General features: G+C 65.1%; 10 protein-coding genes. 6 read left to right on the plus strand and 4 right to left on the minus strand.

The features are described 5' to 3' along the window. Window positions 1-391: 391 nt before the first annotated feature. The gene (locus IBX18_RS11115; protein ID WP_194833589.1) at window positions 392-1,210 is read left to right on the plus strand and encodes an SDR family NAD(P)-dependent oxidoreductase; all 819 of its coding nucleotides are present in this window, start codon (window positions 392-394) and stop codon (window positions 1,208-1,210) included. Window positions 1,211-1,259: 49 nt separating this feature from the next. Here IBX18_RS11115 and IBX18_RS11120 read toward each other — a convergent pair whose 3' ends face one another. Beyond that, entirely contained in the window at window positions 1,260-1,703 is a 444-nt protein-coding gene (locus IBX18_RS11120; RefSeq protein WP_194833590.1) for a DUF6653 family protein, read from the minus strand. 164 nt (window positions 1,704-1,867) lie between these two features. Continuing rightward, window positions 1,868-3,949 carry an acyltransferase family protein gene (locus IBX18_RS11125; protein ID WP_194833591.1) on the minus strand — a complete coding sequence of 694 codons (2,082 nt, stop codon included), beginning with the start codon at window positions 3,947-3,949 and terminating at the stop codon, window positions 1,868-1,870. A 559-nt stretch (window positions 3,950-4,508) separates the two neighbouring features. On the opposite strand from IBX18_RS11125, the gene IBX18_RS11130 reads away from it, so the two are divergent. Next, window positions 4,509-5,579: a methyltransferase domain-containing protein gene (locus IBX18_RS11130; RefSeq protein ID WP_194833592.1), complete on the plus strand. Its 1,071-nt coding sequence runs from the start codon at window positions 4,509-4,511 to the stop codon at window positions 5,577-5,579. Between the two features lie 98 nt (window positions 5,580-5,677). After that, window positions 5,678-6,067 (plus strand): hypothetical protein, encoded by a 390-nt coding sequence (locus IBX18_RS11135; protein WP_306796226.1) that lies wholly within the window; start codon window positions 5,678-5,680, stop codon window positions 6,065-6,067. A gap of 38 nt (window positions 6,068-6,105) precedes the next feature. Here IBX18_RS11135 and IBX18_RS11140 read toward each other — a convergent pair whose 3' ends face one another. Continuing rightward, entirely contained in the window at window positions 6,106-6,594 is a 489-nt protein-coding gene (locus IBX18_RS11140) for a hypothetical protein (protein WP_228540644.1), read from the minus strand. A 375-nt stretch (window positions 6,595-6,969) separates the two neighbouring features. Between IBX18_RS11140 and IBX18_RS11145 the strand changes: the two genes are divergently transcribed. From IBX18_RS11145 to IBX18_RS11155, 3 genes are all read left to right on the plus strand, one after another. After that, entirely contained in the window at window positions 6,970-7,953 is a 984-nt protein-coding gene (locus IBX18_RS11145) for a hypothetical protein (protein ID WP_194833593.1), read from the plus strand. Window positions 7,954-8,351: 398 nt separating this feature from the next. Continuing rightward, complete coding sequence (locus tag IBX18_RS11150) at window positions 8,352-9,806, plus strand: vWA domain-containing protein (RefSeq protein ID WP_194833594.1); 1,455 nt, start codon at window positions 8,352-8,354, stop codon at window positions 9,804-9,806. 13 nt (window positions 9,807-9,819) lie between these two features. After that, window positions 9,820-12,882 (plus strand): tubulin-like doman-containing protein, encoded by a 3,063-nt coding sequence (locus tag IBX18_RS11155; RefSeq protein WP_228540645.1) that lies wholly within the window; start codon window positions 9,820-9,822, stop codon window positions 12,880-12,882. A gap of 182 nt (window positions 12,883-13,064) precedes the next feature. Here the strand turns inward: IBX18_RS11155 and IBX18_RS11160 are convergent, their stop codons facing one another. Further along, entirely contained in the window at window positions 13,065-15,242 is a 2,178-nt protein-coding gene (locus tag IBX18_RS11160) for a malate synthase G (protein WP_194833596.1), read from the minus strand. Window positions 15,243-15,446: the final 204 nt, after the last annotated feature.

The following is a 15,446-nucleotide window of genomic DNA, read 5'->3' on the forward strand; positions in this document are numbered from 1 at the left end:
TCGAGCGTGAGCAGCGGTGCAAACGTTCCGTCAATTCGGAACGAGCGGGCTTGTCTCCGGCGCCGCCGATGGGCTTGTATCGCGGTATGACTGCGACTTCGGGCCCTCGGCGCGCTGTGCGCCGGGTCGACGAGGTTGCCCGGCACCGCGGGGAGCGGATGCCTTCTGCCCTGGAGCTTTTCGGCTTCGGCAGTGAGGACGAGCCGCCGAGTCCGGCGTAACGGTCCACCACATCCCGCGCTGCAACGGACGGTCTGTGCCGTGCGGTGTCGCCGCTCTAGAAGCGGTGTCCCACTTATCTTTTCGCGATGACTGATCGCGACATTCCTGCGCGTCTCGTGCACCGGCGCCGATCGGCGCACGACGATCGCACGACCCTGAGGGGAGAACCATGTCCGCAAGCTCGCCGACCACCCGCACCGTCCTGGTGACCGGCGCCGATAGCCGCCTGGGTTTCGCTACCGCACGGCTGCTGATCGCCGACGGCGCCACCGTCATCGCCCACGTCCTGGAAAAAGACCGTGCCGACGAGACGATGGAACGACTACAGGGCGAACCCGAGCCCGGTCGAGTTCGTCTGGTGCACGCCGACTTCACGCGCTTGGCCGAGGTCGACGAACTCGGTCGCGCCCTGGCCGCGGAGCTACCCCGCCTCGACGCATTGATCAACGTCGCGTCCATCCCCGCGCCGCAACGGCGCACCCACACCGACGACGGGCACGAATTGACCTTCCAGGTCGATTATCTCGCGCCACGACGCCTCACCACGGCATTGACCCCCGCCATCGCGGCGGCGCAGGGGCGCGTCGTCACGGCGACCTCGAAACTGCACGCCGGTGGCAACATCGATTACTCGGACCTGGACCGCAACCGAGCCATCTACACCCCGCTCGCAATCTACGCCCAAGCCAAACTCGCGCTGACCATGTTCAGCCGGTCCTTGCCCGACACCGCACCCGAAGGTCTCACCTCGATAAGGGTGCACCCCGCCGACTTCGAAATCGACCTGCCCCAATTACGCAGTCACCGAACCGCTCCCGTCGACGAGGCCGCCGCATTGCTCGTCGAGCTCAGCGCCCCGACGACGCCGGTGGTCAACGGCGGCTACTACGAGGGCCCCGAATGTGCGATACCGGCTGCCCTGGTGCGTAATTCACGCGCACGCACCCGGCTCACGATATGGAGCAACCAGTTCGAACACGCGGCATAACCACCTCCTCAGGACCGAAGGAACATGGCCTCGTCACAGCAGACCGGCTTCATGTCCTCGCGTCGGCGTTCCGGTGCGTTTCGTAGTAGCGCGCCATGAGCTCCCAGTACCAGAGCAACAACACCATCAGCGCCCCGATCCCAACAGACGCAGGAACCGGACGGCGACGCCACGCCCCCAGCAGCGCAATCATCCCCGCACCGGTGGCCGCGGCGTCCACCGCCAATGCAGCATCCCTGGGGTGGCCGGCAAGCCATAGTTCTTCCCCGAGGATGGCTTTCGTCGCCCAGGCCCGCCGGTCGGCAGGCTCGGGGAAAAGCACCGGGTTCACCGCGAACCACGCGCCGACCGCGGCGGCGTGTGGCCAGCTTCGCATCCACACCGGAACCAGGATCAAGGGCGCGGTCGCCCAGCGGGACCACGCGCTCCACGGGTTCGAATGCCTGGCAAACACCGTGCGACGAACACCGGCAAACGTACTTCCGGACCTCATCTCTCCAGTGTGCTCCCTCCAGTGCAGGGTCAACCGACGTCCCGGTCGCGAAGCACTGCGGATAGCGCCACCCGATAACCTGCCGACCGGCGACGCCGACCCCAAGCTCGGCGCCGACGATGTCGATCACGCACCGGAGGCACGCCGCGACCAGCGCCGGCGCTTCACCACCATTGGGTTATTTCGCCGATTCGGCGGCCGAGTTCAGGCGCTATCGAGCGGGCGTAGCTGGCGGTGAGGTGGTGCTCGTCGCGATAGATCAGCACGTTGCCCTCGGCGGCCAGACAACGGTCGGGGCGGCAGATGGCGTCGGACAGGTCCAGCGGAAAGATGTTGGGATGTCTCGATGCCGGTAGCTCGGCGGGGTTCTCCGGGGCGAGCGCGGCCGCTCGGTCCATCCCGCAACTGTAGGGGGTCCCACGCTGCGCCAGGCAGTCGACGGCACGGTAGTGCACCTCGCCACGACGCAGCCAGGGGACGTCGCGGATCGCGAGAACGTTGAGTCCGCGGTCCGCCAATGCGGTCCAGACATCGATGAATTCCGTTGGTACGTAGTCTCCTTCGTCCCAGCGGGGCCGGGTGCCGATGGTGAACAGCCACTCCGGGCGGTGTTCGGCGAGCAGATCCAGGACCTCGATGGACCATTCGCGGCATTCGGGGAACGGCGCCAAGGCATAGGAGGGCTGGTCGGCCAGGGTGAGCGGGCAACTTTCCTTCAGATAGGTCACGATGCGGAATTGATGCTCGCTCGCAAGGATTTCCAAGGCAGGCAACCAGTGTTCGGAGTGTGAGCCGCCGACCAAGGCGATGGTGCGGGCGGCGTTCACGTCACCGTAGGTGCAGACACGGACTTCCCGGCTCGAGGTGATGCAGCCGTCGGAGGTCGGTGCCGGCGCGTCGAGCGGGCCTTCGAACACGGTCGGCCGCATCGGCTCCGGCGCGACGGCTATCTGCTCGAAAAGCGCTGCCGCGCCGGGATATCGGTTGACGGCCAGCTCGGCCGCCGGGTGCGCGGGGTTCGCCCGGACCACCGCTTGCCAGCTGACCGAGGCGGCCAGCACCGCGATGCCCAGTACCGAGACCGCCGCCCCGATTCCGCGCCGAGAACGCGCGGCCACACCGGACCGGGTAGTGGCCTGGCGCAGCCGCAGCGGTGTCTCGATCAGCCGCTGCGTCGCCACCGCGAGGACGAGCGAGACGGCGATGACGAGGATTCCGCCGCCGATGCCGGGACTACTCTCGCCGTATTCGGTCAGGTAGAAGATCAGCACCGGCCAATGCCACAGGTAGAGCGAGTAGGCCAGCGCACCTAGTTCGACGAGCAGCGGTGTCGCCAGCAGCCGGTTGATCCACGGCCGCGGTGCGGTTCCGGTGTTCATACCGGACACGATCAGCGCGGCAGTGGCGAGGACGGGATAAAGCGCGGCGGGGCCGGGGAATTCGGTGCCACCATCGATGAGCAGCCCACAGGAGATCACCATGCCCAGACCGACGACCGCGAGTATCGCGCGCACCGGCTTGGGAAGCGAAATCCAGGGTGCGGCAACGGCCAATGCCGCACCGACGAGCAGTTCCCAGGCGCGGGCGCCGCTGTCGTAGTAGGTCCACGCCTGATGCTGCGCCGATCCGGAGGCCGCGTACCAGAACGAGGCCACGCCGAACCCGGCCAGCCAGGCCAGCAACCGCCCACGAAATCGTAGAGTCCACGACCAGATCCCGACGACCAGCAGCATCAGCAGATAGAACTGCCCCTGTACCGCCATCGACCACAGGTGTTGCAGCGGACTGACCGAGGGATCCGGTGCGAGGTAGTCCAGTTCCGCCCCTGCCAGGTACCAGTTCTGGTAGTACAGCGCCGAGGCGAGCGTCTGGGCTGAGATATCGGCCCAGCGCGTGTAAGGCTGGGCGAGCACCGTGGCGGCCAGCACCGCGGCGAGGACGAGACACAGCGCGGGCAACAGCCTGCGTACAGTTCGACGCAAGGTGTATCCGAGACCGATCGAATCCGTGGTCTCTATGCGGCGCAACAACATTCCGGTGAAGAAGAACCCCGACAGGACCAGGAACACGTCCACCCCGCCGGAGACCCGGCCCATCCACACGTGGAACACCACGACCAGCGCGATCGCGAGGCCACGCAGACCGTCGAGGTCGTACCGATACCCGGCCGCTGCCCCGGTCCGGTCCCCCTCGATTTCGTTCGGCACCGATCTCGGACGCACGGCGCCATGCACCCAAGTCAACATGCGCCACCGCCTTTTACACCGTGCACCGGCTTCGCCGCCGACCTCCGCGTGAGCACCGTCCGACTCCCACCATCGCTATGACCGACCCGCCACCCGGGCCGGGTTGCCGACCAGACCTCCCGGCACTCCGCCCGCAAACCATGCCGCAGCAGGCACCGTCGAATCAAACCGGCAGCAACACCCGGCGTCGGATGATGCGATTCGGTTGCCTTGGCACCGAGGATGTTCAGGGTTCTCGATACATATCGGGAATTCCATCGCAGGCCTCGTGTTCGATGATGACGCGATACGCCCGGTTACGGAACCGCAGCACCCCGGTGGCCGGCAGTGCGGGTGCCCGCTGTGGACCATCGTCGTCGCGGGCGTGGCGTGCGCGCGGCGGGGAATCTTCGCGGTGAAATAAAGGGCTCCGCATCCAGCCGCTCGACTTGCTAGGATCCGGAGGTGAATTTCTTCTTCCTGCGCTGACGAACCCGTCGGCGAAACGAGGATCGCCCGTCGTCGACGAGGCGGCACGGCATACCACCGTGCCGAACCTCGATGCGGGAGCGAAGTATTCATGGGCATTCGCCTGGTGGCGCGGTGTGTGCACGGGCTGGAATCCGTGGTTGCGGCAGAGATCCTGAGCATCGGTCTCGGTTCCATCGTCGAGCTCGGCCATCGCGAAATCCACTGTGACACAGCACAGCCGGAGACGACGGTCCAGCGGCTACGGACGGCCGACGACGCCTTCGTACTGGTCGCGACCACTCCGGATATCGGCCGGACCAAAGGCGAGGTGGCAGCACTGACCGAGCTCGTCACGGAATTGGACGCACCGGCACTGCGGGAGGCAAGGCGACGGTGCGGCGGGCCTGCCGAGTTCGGCGCGGGGATCGCGGTATCGGCATCGTTCCTGGGCCGACGCAACTTCAACCGTTACGACGTAGAGGACACCGTAGGCGCGGCGCTGTCAGAACGCCTTGGACTCCAGTATCATTCGCGCCGCAATGGTGCGCGGCCGCCGGACCACTGTAGTGGTTGGCGCGTAGTTCTGGACGGACGCCGCGCGCGCCTGATGCTCCGGATCGCCGTGCAGCCGCTGCACCGGCGCGCATACAAGCTCCAGTCGGTGCCGGGCAGTCTGCATCCGCCGGTGGCCTCGGCCATGGTCCAGCTGGCCGATCTGCGCGCCGGTGATTGGGTACTCGATCCCTGTTGCGGGGCAGGGACCCTACTGGTGGAGGCGATGCATGCGCAGCCGGACGCCAGGTACAGCGGTTTCGATATCGATCCGGCCGCGGTGTGCGCGATCCGAGCGAACGCCGCGAACACCCTCACCACCGGCTCGGCCGATGCCGCGAATGTCCCACTGCCGCAGGGCAGCATCGACCGCATCGTCTGCAACCCACCATGGGGCGGTCAGGTTCCGGCCCGCGGACGGCTCACGCACGGTTCGACACCGCTGTGGGCCGAACTCCGTCGGCTGATCGCGACCGACGGCACCGCGGTCGTCTTGATCCCGGATACCAGGGAACTCGCCATCGCGATCCGTGCGGGATTTCACCCGACCCACCTTCAGCAGATACGGAACTCGGGCAAGCATTCGTTCATCGTCCGCCTCACCCCGAATCGTGAGCGAAATCGGTGATTACCCCGATGTGGACACAGCCCCGGGCGGCATAGAGTTTATTCGCGGGGCTCGAAACAGCAACGGGCCAACGCTTTCCGAACAATGCGGGGGCTGAGGTGACAGGCAATCGGTGGTCGGCGACCGCTGCCGCGCTGTACACCGTGTGGGGTTTGCTGCACACGGGTCTAGGCATCTCCATGGTGATCGGCGACCTCGCCGACGGCGCGCCCGGCACCGAATCGGCGGCCGAAAGCCTGCTGTACTTCCTTTGCGTGACCACGCTGGGGGCGCAGGCCATCTTCGTCGCGGTGACCATGAACAGGGTCAATAGTCGCCTGGGTTATTGGCTCAACGCCGTCGTGCTCGGCGTGGTCGACCTGGCCTTCCTGGTGCTGCTCGCGGCGCCCGGTTACGTCGATCTGATCGGCGCGATCGTGGGACCGGTCGTCTGGCTGCTGGCCACCGTGTGCGCGACCGTCGCATTGCGGCACCAGTCCACCCGATAGCGGCGTCCCCGGCGGTACCTGCCGGGGACGCCGCGTACTCAGCCGAGTGTGAACGTCGCGCGGCCCGCGATGTGCTCCAGATCAACATTCTGCGGATAGACCTTGGAGTACGTGTCGATCCACGCCTCCACCTTCCCGGCGCCCGGCCCCATGCCCATGCCGGTGATCACGTTGTCCGGCAGGCCGACCACCGAGGTGCCTTCGACACGCTGTGACTGCCCGCTGGTCCGGCCGGTGTCGAGGTTGCGCCAATGCACGGTGACGAAGTAGGCCCCGCAGAACTCCCCGGTCTGCGTGATCTTCACCCGAACACCGAATACACCGGACTGCGGCTGCGGCACCGTCTCGGCATTGATGATCGCCGCACAATTGGGCCCCGGCACCCGCGTGAGAGTCGAGGTGAACTGCGTAACCGGATCGTCGGGGTTGGCGCCGGCCGACCCGGTGAATCCGCTCACCGCGGCCACCATCGCCGTCGCGACCACACCCGTGCGGAAGATAACCCGTTGTAGGAAAACGTTTTTCATACTCATACCCTCGTTTTCGCCCGGCACCGCGGCGGCGTTATCGATCTTCGAGCCCTCAAACTCAGGGGCTGGACAATGCCCGCCACTCGGTGATGGACGGGCCGAAGCGTTTCGATTCCTCGAGGGTTCGGCGAACCCGATCGGTCCCGTTGGACTGGGCGAACTCCGCGCGGGATCCCGGTATAAGCGGCGACCCGGGCCGGGGTCGAGTCTCCGCCCGCCAGCTACTAATTCGCTAGTTGCATGCCGGAATCGGCTGTGTCGCAGGTTATTCGACGTACGGATCTCACCATTCAGCAGGATTGGCGGTCACTGTACCCGACAATGGGGAATACCGGCGTTTCGTTGCCGGTCAGTGGCCGACAGGAGAGCCCGATGACACAGCTCGAATCCCCTTCCACCGCACCAGATTCCCCCAAACCCGACCAACCCGTGGCAACCAGTGTGTTCGTCAATGGATACATTCCGCGGCGCCGTGGGCTGGTCCTACTGCTCGGTGTACTCGCCGGGTTCCTGCTCACCGTGGTGTGGTCGGCGCCGTTCGTGGACACCACGATCGGCGGCACGGTGGCCGACGGGCTGCTCGGCCACGACGCCAAGGAAACCGCGATCACCGGCATCGGCGCGGGCATCGTGTTCGCGTTCGTCTCCGGCCTGGCCGGCACGTTCACCGCGTGCAATATCGCCGTCTTCGGCGCGGTGGCGCCGCTGGCGGGCAGCGCGGGCGGCTGGTGGAGCCGGGTGCAAGCAGTGATGCGGCCGCTGCTGTGGATGGCGGTCGGCATGGTCGCCGTGTCCGCCGCCTACGGTGTCGTGGTCGGCATCTTCGGGACCGACATGCCGCAATTCGACACCGCGCCCAGCCAACCCGGCCAGATCTCGCCGCGGCTGATCCAGTCCATGGTGGTGTTCGGCGTGATCGGGGTGATCATGACCTACCTCGGACTCGCCGTCCTCGGTCTGGTGCGCGACCCGTTCGCCCGCATTGCCGCCCGCTTCCCCAACGCACCGTTGGTCGCCTTCGGCGGCCTGATCGGCGCCTTCCTCATCGGACGCCCGTTTCCGTTGTTCCGCAAGCTCTTTCGCGACGCTGCCGAAGAGGGCAACATCCTCTACGCCGCGAGCGCCTTCGTCCTGCAGTCCCTCGGCAACATCATCATCCTCGCCGTCCTCCTGATCCTCACCGTCCTCGTCGGTGGCCGCCTGCAACGCTGGTTCCAAACCGACCCACGCCGAGTCAGCATCCTCAGCGCCACCGCCCTACTCACCGTCGGCGTCTTCACCTTCCTCTACTGGGATGTGCGCCTACTCGCCATGCGCGACATCATCCCGTGGTATCCGGTGGCGCCCTGGGTGTAGGCGCAGCACGACGGAAGAGGCCCCGCACCGGATGTGTCCGGTGCGGGGCCTCGAGCTGAAAAAAGCTGATCTTCTGCACCACCGAACAGAGCGTCGTCATGCTCGATCTATCCCGCATGTCCGTTGTTCGGCCGACGCGTCGTGCACAAGAAACTGGCTAAACTCCTGTTGTACTTCCACGAACCCAGTTGAGGCTGAACGCATGTCGGCATACGCCTTCGCACACGATAAAAGTGCGCCTGGCTGATCAAATCTCTTCGACTGATGGCCATCGCGAAAGGTACTTTCGCTCGGCCATACAAAGGTTTGATATTTTGCTCGATCGGAGAAATGTGCACAGCCTGCTCGCAAGGCTCCTACTAGTCGGCCTCGGAGTCCTATGCACCATCTGCCCGAGTATGCCGTTCGCTTCGGCAGCCCCTTGTAGCGTGCCGCCGATCCCGCTGTCCGAGGTCGTCGATGCTCTAGAGCTCGACGCTGTGCCGATCGACTACGTGGTAGTGGTCGACACATCCGGCTCGATGCAGGAATCAGGTCTGTACCCGAAGGTAACGAGCGCACTGCGCACCTTCTTCGCCGCAATGAAACCGTCAGATCACTTGTCGATACTGACCTTTGATACCGCTCCGACCTTGCGCTACTCGGATCGCGTCGGTCCCGACGCCTCGGCTGCGATTGGGCAGCTGCCGCCGGTCGCAGACGGTCGAGGTACCGATATCGGGGCGGGGATCGCGGCCGGTCTGGCCGAGTTGGAACGCCCAGGGCACGGCCCGGCCGGGGCTATCGTGCTGGTCACCGACGGCCAGATACAGGCGGACGGCTCTCTCTATGCCACCGCAGAGTCACCGGCCTGGAATGCGCTTCGTGACCGCGCGAACCGTCTTACATCGGATCACCACATCGCGTCCTATGCGTACGCTCTGACGCCGACGACCGATGCCGCACTGTTGAAGAAGGTCTTTGACGAGACGGTAGTGGTAGCGATTCCACCTGCCCAGATCGGGAGCTACCTGAATCGGGTGACCGAGGAGAACCTTCGGCACAAGGCAGCGGCAGCGCTGCAACAGGATTCGCAGGCCGGAGTAGAAGCAACCTGGGATGCGGATATCGCTCAGTTGAATCTGGACGGCGGTGCGGTGGACCTCCCCGTTACCTTGCACTCGACACTTTCCCATGTCCCGGTTGTCGTTTGCGACGTCAGTATCGACGTCAAGGGCTTCGATGCGAACATCTCCGCTTTTGGGCCGCCGATCGAATTGCAGCCCGGCGAATCGAAGACGGTCTCGGTTGGCCTGTCGGTAGACACCCTGGGCGGCTTCGGCTTCGGCAAGAGAACGGAAACCCGAAGTGGCACTGTCGCGCTCACGGGGACAGTCGGCACTGCATGGTCCGATCCCATTGCCAAGGACCTGGGCCTGAAGTTCGCGCCGAAGCTGAGTGGTCCCTCCGGTCCGATCAGCGTCGTAGGCACCACGGGCTGGAGTTGGGTGACGTTGATATCGATCCCGCTCGTTGCCCTCCTGCTCGGAATTGTACTGTGGGCGACCCGGCGACTACGGATGCCGCGATTGACCGGCTCGCTCGAGCTGATGGACGAGGGCAGACCCGTTACCGAGTTCGCGCTCGGCGGCAGAGTTTTCGCATTCGGCAAGGGGACGCGCACAATTCCGGGCAAGCCGCTCAACGGCAGCGTCCGCGCTGTCCATCGGACGACCGACTACCGGGACGGTATCGAGCATGGTGTGCTGGTAGCAGCCAAGCTCGGCGCGGCAAGTCGCAGTGCCCGGCTTTTCGGCGGTGATTCGCTGGACATCGACGGCGTGACAATCACCTACACGAATTATCGAAAATAGAAGGGAGTCGGGCATGTACACCGCTGCCTTGGTAATTGGAGTTGGAGGAACCGGCCGTTGGGTGTTGACCCACCTGCGGTCGAGGCTGCTGGCCGACGGCCGGTTGGCCGGCGCGGATCCTGCGGCACTCGACGCAGTCAAACTGCTGGGCTTCGATATCGACAGTCAGAATGTCTACGAGTTCGCCGGACACTCACTCGCAGAGTCGGAGGTGCAGTATTCGACGCCTGAGCTCGCCGACGTCATCCACAATATCCGTGACAATCGAGACAACGACCACAATGCGCGATACCAAGAGATTAGAGAGTGGATCAGCCAGGAGGACGCCGAAGCGTACGACCTCGCTCTGCTCAACGACTTCATGGATTCGGGCGCGGGACAGATGCGCCAGTGGGGGCGGCTCGGTGTCGTTCTGGCTCAAGGTTTGTACGAGCGCATCCGGACCATTGTCGGCACCCTCGCGAAAGGTGGCCGAGTCGATGTCTTCGTCACTGGTTCACTGTGCGGCGGAACAGGTTCCGCGACGCTGTTCGATGTAGCCGCGATCGTTCACGACGTACTCCAGTATGTGGCACCGGACACGCGGAATGTGAGTGGCGTCTTCCTCCTGCCCGCCGGCCTGACGAGCACGGTGAGCTCGGCCGAATTCCCCTGGCTCGAGGCCTGCGCGTACGCCTCGCTGCGCGAACTCGACCGATTCCAGCGCGGTTCGCTGCATAACACGCTGAAACACAATGGGCGCGAGATCGTGCTGCGAAACCGATTGTTCTCGACCTGCTACCTGCTCGATGGCGTGCGGGAACAGGTGGGCGGCACAGTACAAGACGTCATCAATACCCAGGCCGACCACGGCGTCGACGCAGCCATGGGCGACCTCATCTACAGCTACTTGAACCCGGCCTCCGGCAGCCGCTTGAACTCGGACGCGGGCAATGACGTGTCGCACATGGGCGGCAACCACCCCTTCAAATACAGCAAGTTCGGCGTCCACACCTTGTGGTCACCGCTGCCGCTGGTGCAGCGGTCGCTGGTGATCGACGATGCCCTCGCGGTGCTCGATGCACTCACCGCACCGACCGCGCAGGCGATCAACACGGGCCTGGTCGCCACGCCGGAGACCAGCTTCGAGGGGAAAGACGGTAAGCGCACGGTATTCAATGCCCAGGTCTTTCAAGCGATCGGCCAGCGCGCTGTGCGCGCGCCGCGCTGGTCTGAAGTCCTGCCGTGGTTGTTGCCTGCGGATCCGAAGCAGAAGCCGAAGACACCGGCGAAGCCGGACTTTGCACACGAATTTCCGAACATCCGGCGGTTCAGAACCCCGTACGAGAATGCGACGGTCAAGCCGCGGGTCGATGATCTACTCCGCAGGCATCTCGATGAGATCCGCGACTTGAGCGCTGATCACCGCGCGCCGCTCATTCGCGATTTCCGCACATATCTGCTGGTGCAGTGTCAACGGATCACGAACGAGCCGTCGCGGAAGGGTGGGTTGGCTCGGGCACGAGGCGCGCTGGTGGAGATGGAGACCGCGGCCAGGACATTGCGCGAGCGTTTCACAAGCCTCAACGAGGAAGAGGCGAAGGCCGGACGCTTGGCCACGCTCCGGCTCAACTACGCCGACGCTCGAACTGCGCTCGACAACAACAGCATTCGACGAGATGCCGCCAACCAGAGAGAGCTGTTCGAGGCAGCGTACCGCTTGATCGATGCCGAGCTGGACGCGCAGACCCGCTCGGTCCTCATCGAATTGATGGAGGAACTCGAGCGCACCATCACGAATGTTTGTGACGATGAGATCTCCACTTGGCAGCAGACCCTGGAAGAGCTGAGCGCGGAGGCCAGACAAGCATCGAGCGAACTGGATCGGATCTGGGCTGAGCACAAAGCCGTCGTGGTGCGAACGGTTCTTTTGAACCGGCACTCCGGCTTGGAGCGGGAGGTACGCCAGCAGCTCACCGAGCAGATCGTCGCTCGCGTACCGCGGGGCCGGCGGAGCATGATAACTTCCCCAGCCGCCGCGTTCGTCGAAGAGCAGACGAGCTGGAGCGTGGCGCCGGACCCGCTCAGTGGCACTGAGACCATCACGCTGCGCGGGCCGTGGCGCCGCGAGGGCAGGATAGAACTGACGGATCTGATCACGGCGCTCGAAGCGCAATACGCATTGGTCTTGCAGACGCCCTTCGGTAAAGCCGTCGAGCACGCGGCACAGTCGGTCGAATCCTTGGCTGCTGAGCTGCGGGACAAATCGGGCATGCTCGCTTCGGGCGCACAGGAGGCGACCCGGCCGCCGCATCCGCTACCGATCGAAGACATCGAAGTGTTCGGGCCGTGGGGGGATGGCACCCCGGCAACGAACCTGCTTCGGCGTGAGTTGGTCTCCCGCGGTATTCCAGCTACAGCGTTCGAGGATGTGCTGTCACTGCGCGCCGCCGATCCCGACGCTGCGCGCGACGTGCCGCTGAACCAGAATCTCTGGGCGCTACGCACGTACCACGGCGTCAGCATCGATGGCTTCGGCAAGACCGATGGGCTCCGCCGCCGCTACCTCGAGCTGCGCGGTGGCGAGAAGCCACTGCACATCTTCCCGGAAGAACAGGCCGCGGTAGTGTTGGAAAAGGAGATCCACGAGCTGATCCGCAGTGGCGAAATGTCCTGGGACGGTGGGCTACTCGGCCCTGAGGCGGCCAGCCTCGCCAAGGGTCGGCGGCTGTTACGGCAGGTCGTCTTGGTACTCGCCGGCGATTCGCTCAAATGGGTCTACGACCGCGTGGACGATGTCGGTGAATGGAGCCTGGACAGGGCCGGCGCAGCATCGCTCGTGGTTGCGCGGGGGCCGAAAGCCGCCATCCTGATCCCCACCCTGCTGCAACACACCAACGATTCGTCACCGATGAGTCAACGTGTCGTCGAGGCGATGGACCTGGCCGCCAGAGCGGCGCAGCACCATGAGGACGCCGATACGACTGCCGCCATCGAGCACATCGCGGCCGGAAAAGTCGCCAAATTCGGCCTGGACGGGCTGAGCGACGACGTTGCCCTGATGCTGCGGATAAGTGCGACCGCATTGCTCCGGTAGCTGCTCGTTGTCGATGCGGTCACCAGTGCTCCAACGACCGCGAGCCGGTTTTTGTGACCGTTTTGAGCGTGACGGACCGTTATCCGACCTGAGCCCGAGCAAAGGAAGAGGCCCCGCACCGGATGTCTCCGGTGCGGGGCCTCCAACTGAAAAGAGCTGCTAGCCGCTACTTTTCAGCACTGCTACTTACAAGCTTCCTTGGCCTCCCGCCGACGCCGATGCAAAATCGGCTCGGTGTATCCGTTGGGCTGCTTGGTCCCCTCGAGGATCAACTCCTTGGCCGCCTGGAAGGCGATGCTGCCTGCGAAGTCCGGCGACAGGGGACGGTAGTTCGCGTCGCCGTCGTTCTGCCGGTCCACGACCGGTGCCATCCGTTCCAGGCTGGCCACCACCTCGTCGGCGGTGACGATGCCGTGGCGCAGCCAGTTCGCCATCAGCTGGCTCGAAATGCGCAGGGTGGCACGGTCTTCCATGAGGGCGACGTCTTCGATGTCGGGGACCTTGGAGCAGCCGACGCCCTGGTCGATCCAGCGCACCACGTAGCCGAGGATGGACTGGGAGTTGTTGTCCAGTTCCTGCTGCTTCTCCTCGGCGGACCAGTTCGGTGCCGCGGCGAGCGGGATCTCCAGGATCTGGTCGACGGTCGCGCGCGGGCCGCCCTTGATGATCTCCTGCTGCCGCTCCAGCACGTTCACCTGGTGGTAGTGGGTGACGTGCAGGGTGGCGGCGGTGGGCGAGGGCACCCATGCGGTGTTGGCGCCCGCCTTCGGGTGCCCGATCTTCTGCTCGAGCATGTCGTGCATCAGATCCGGCATCGCCCACATGCCCTTGCCGATCTGCGCCTTACCGGGCAGTCCGGTGGCCAGGCCGGTGTCGACGTTCCAGTCCTCGTAGGACTTGATCCACTGCTGGGCCTTCATGTCGGCCTTGCGGACCATCGGCCCGGCCTCCATGGAGGTGTGGATCTCATCGCCGGTGCGGTCGAGGAAGCCGGTGTTAATGAATACGACGCGGTCGGCGGCGGCCTGGATGCAGGCCTCGAGGTTCACCGTGGTGCGGCGTTCCTCGTCCATGATGCCGACCTTGAGGGTGTTGCGCGGCAGGCCGAGCACGTCCTCGATCCGGCCGAACAGTTCGTTGGTGAACGCGACCTCGTCGGGGCCGTGCATCTTCGGCTTCACGATGTAGACCGAGCCGGTGCGGCTGTTCTTCAGCTCGGTGTCGCCGCGCAGCGAGTGGGTGGCGACGAGCGAGGTGACCAGGCCGTCCATGATGCCTTCGGGCACCTCGTTGCCCTCGGCGTCGAGGATGGCATCGCTGGTCATCAAGTGACCCACGTTGCGCACGAACAGCAGCGAACGACCGTGCAGCACAAGCTCACTGCCGTCGAGCGCGGTGTAGACGCGGTCGGGGTTCATGGTGCGGGTGAAGGTCTTGTCGCCCTTGCTGACCTGCTCGGCGAGGTCGCCCTTCATCAGGCCGAGCCAGTTGCGGTAGCAGAGGACCTTGTCCTCGGCGTCCACTGCCGCCACCGAGTCCTCGAAGTCCATGATCGTGGTGATCGCGGACTCGAGCACCAGATCCTTGACGCCCGCGGTGTCGGTGCTGCCGACCGGCGACTCGGGGTCGATCTGGATCTCGATGTGCAAACCGTTGTGCTTCAACAACACTGCGGTCGGCGCGGCCGGATCGCCGAGGTAGCCGACGAGCTGCGACGGATCGGCGAGGCCGATCTCGGTGCCGTCCTCCAGGCCCACCTCGAGCTCACCGTCGACGATCTTGTAGGAGGTCGAGCCGACGTGCGAACCGGTGATCAGGGTCGCGGAGTCGTCGAGGAAGTTGCGGGCCCACTCGATGACCTTGTCGCCGCGAACCTTGTTGTAGCCCTTGCCCTTCTCCGCGCCGTTGGCCTCGGAGATGGCGTCGGTGCCGTATAGCGCGTCGTAGAGCGAGCCCCAGCGCGCGTTGGCGGCGTTGATCGCGAAGCGGGCGTTCATCACCGGCACCACGAGCTGCGGGCCCGCGGTGGTGGCGATCTCGGTGTCCACGTTCTGGGTGGCGATCTGGAAATCGGCGGGTTCGGGGCGCAGGTAGCCGATTTCGCTCAGGAAGCTCTTGTAGGCGGCCTTGTCGTAGTTCGCGCCGGGGTGCTCGGCGTGCCAGGCGTCGACCTTGCCCTGGATCTCGTCGCGTTCGGCGAGCAGCGCGCGATTGCGCGGTGCGAGATCGTTGATGACCTGCTCGGCTCCGGCCCAGAACGCGGCGGAATCTACGCCGGTTCCGGGGAGCGCCTGGTTCTCGATGAACTCGTGGAGAACGCTGGCCACCTGAAGCCCGCCGACCTGAATCCGCTCTGTCATCTACTGCCTCACTTCTGAGAAAGCCGGGTGGGAAAGACGCATCCATGTTACCCGTGGGTAGTGATAACACCCCGTACCGGGTCGAACGCGGCCTCTCGCCGTGGGAATTTCGGCACGCCGATCGTGAGGGGATCGATCAGTCGGCGCGTCGCGGGGTGTCGGCGGTCGGCCGGACAGCCCCTTGATTGTATCGCCGCCGCGATT

Origin of the sequence: Nocardia sp. XZ_19_369 (genome assembly GCF_015355715.1) — a bacterium.
GTDB lineage: Bacteria > Actinomycetota > Actinomycetes > Mycobacteriales > Mycobacteriaceae > Nocardia.

What these genes read in the sequence shown, in the direction of transcription:
- IBX18_RS11140 (WP_228540644.1), bottom strand. Translation starts at nt 6,594, where the DNA reads ATGAAAAACGTTTTCCTACAACGGGTTATCTTCCGCACGGGTGTGGTC.
- IBX18_RS11145 (WP_194833593.1), top strand. Translation starts at nt 6,970, where the DNA reads ATGACACAGCTCGAATCCCCTTCCACCGCACCAGATTCCCCCAAACCC.
- IBX18_RS11155 (WP_228540645.1), top strand. Translation starts at nt 9,820, where the DNA reads ATGTACACCGCTGCCTTGGTAATTGGAGTTGGAGGAACCGGCCGTTGG.
- IBX18_RS11120 (WP_194833590.1), bottom strand. Translation starts at nt 1,703, where the DNA reads ATGAGGTCCGGAAGTACGTTTGCCGGTGTTCGTCGCACGGTGTTTGCC.
- IBX18_RS11130 (WP_194833592.1), top strand. Translation starts at nt 4,509, where the DNA reads ATGGGCATTCGCCTGGTGGCGCGGTGTGTGCACGGGCTGGAATCCGTG.
- IBX18_RS11115 (WP_194833589.1), top strand. Translation starts at nt 392, where the DNA reads ATGTCCGCAAGCTCGCCGACCACCCGCACCGTCCTGGTGACCGGCGCC.
- IBX18_RS11125 (WP_194833591.1), bottom strand. Translation starts at nt 3,949, where the DNA reads ATGTTGACTTGGGTGCATGGCGCCGTGCGTCCGAGATCGGTGCCGAAC.
- IBX18_RS11160 (WP_194833596.1), bottom strand. Translation starts at nt 15,242, where the DNA reads ATGACAGAGCGGATTCAGGTCGGCGGGCTTCAGGTGGCCAGCGTTCTC.
- IBX18_RS11150 (WP_194833594.1), top strand. Translation starts at nt 8,352, where the DNA reads ATGCCGTTCGCTTCGGCAGCCCCTTGTAGCGTGCCGCCGATCCCGCTG.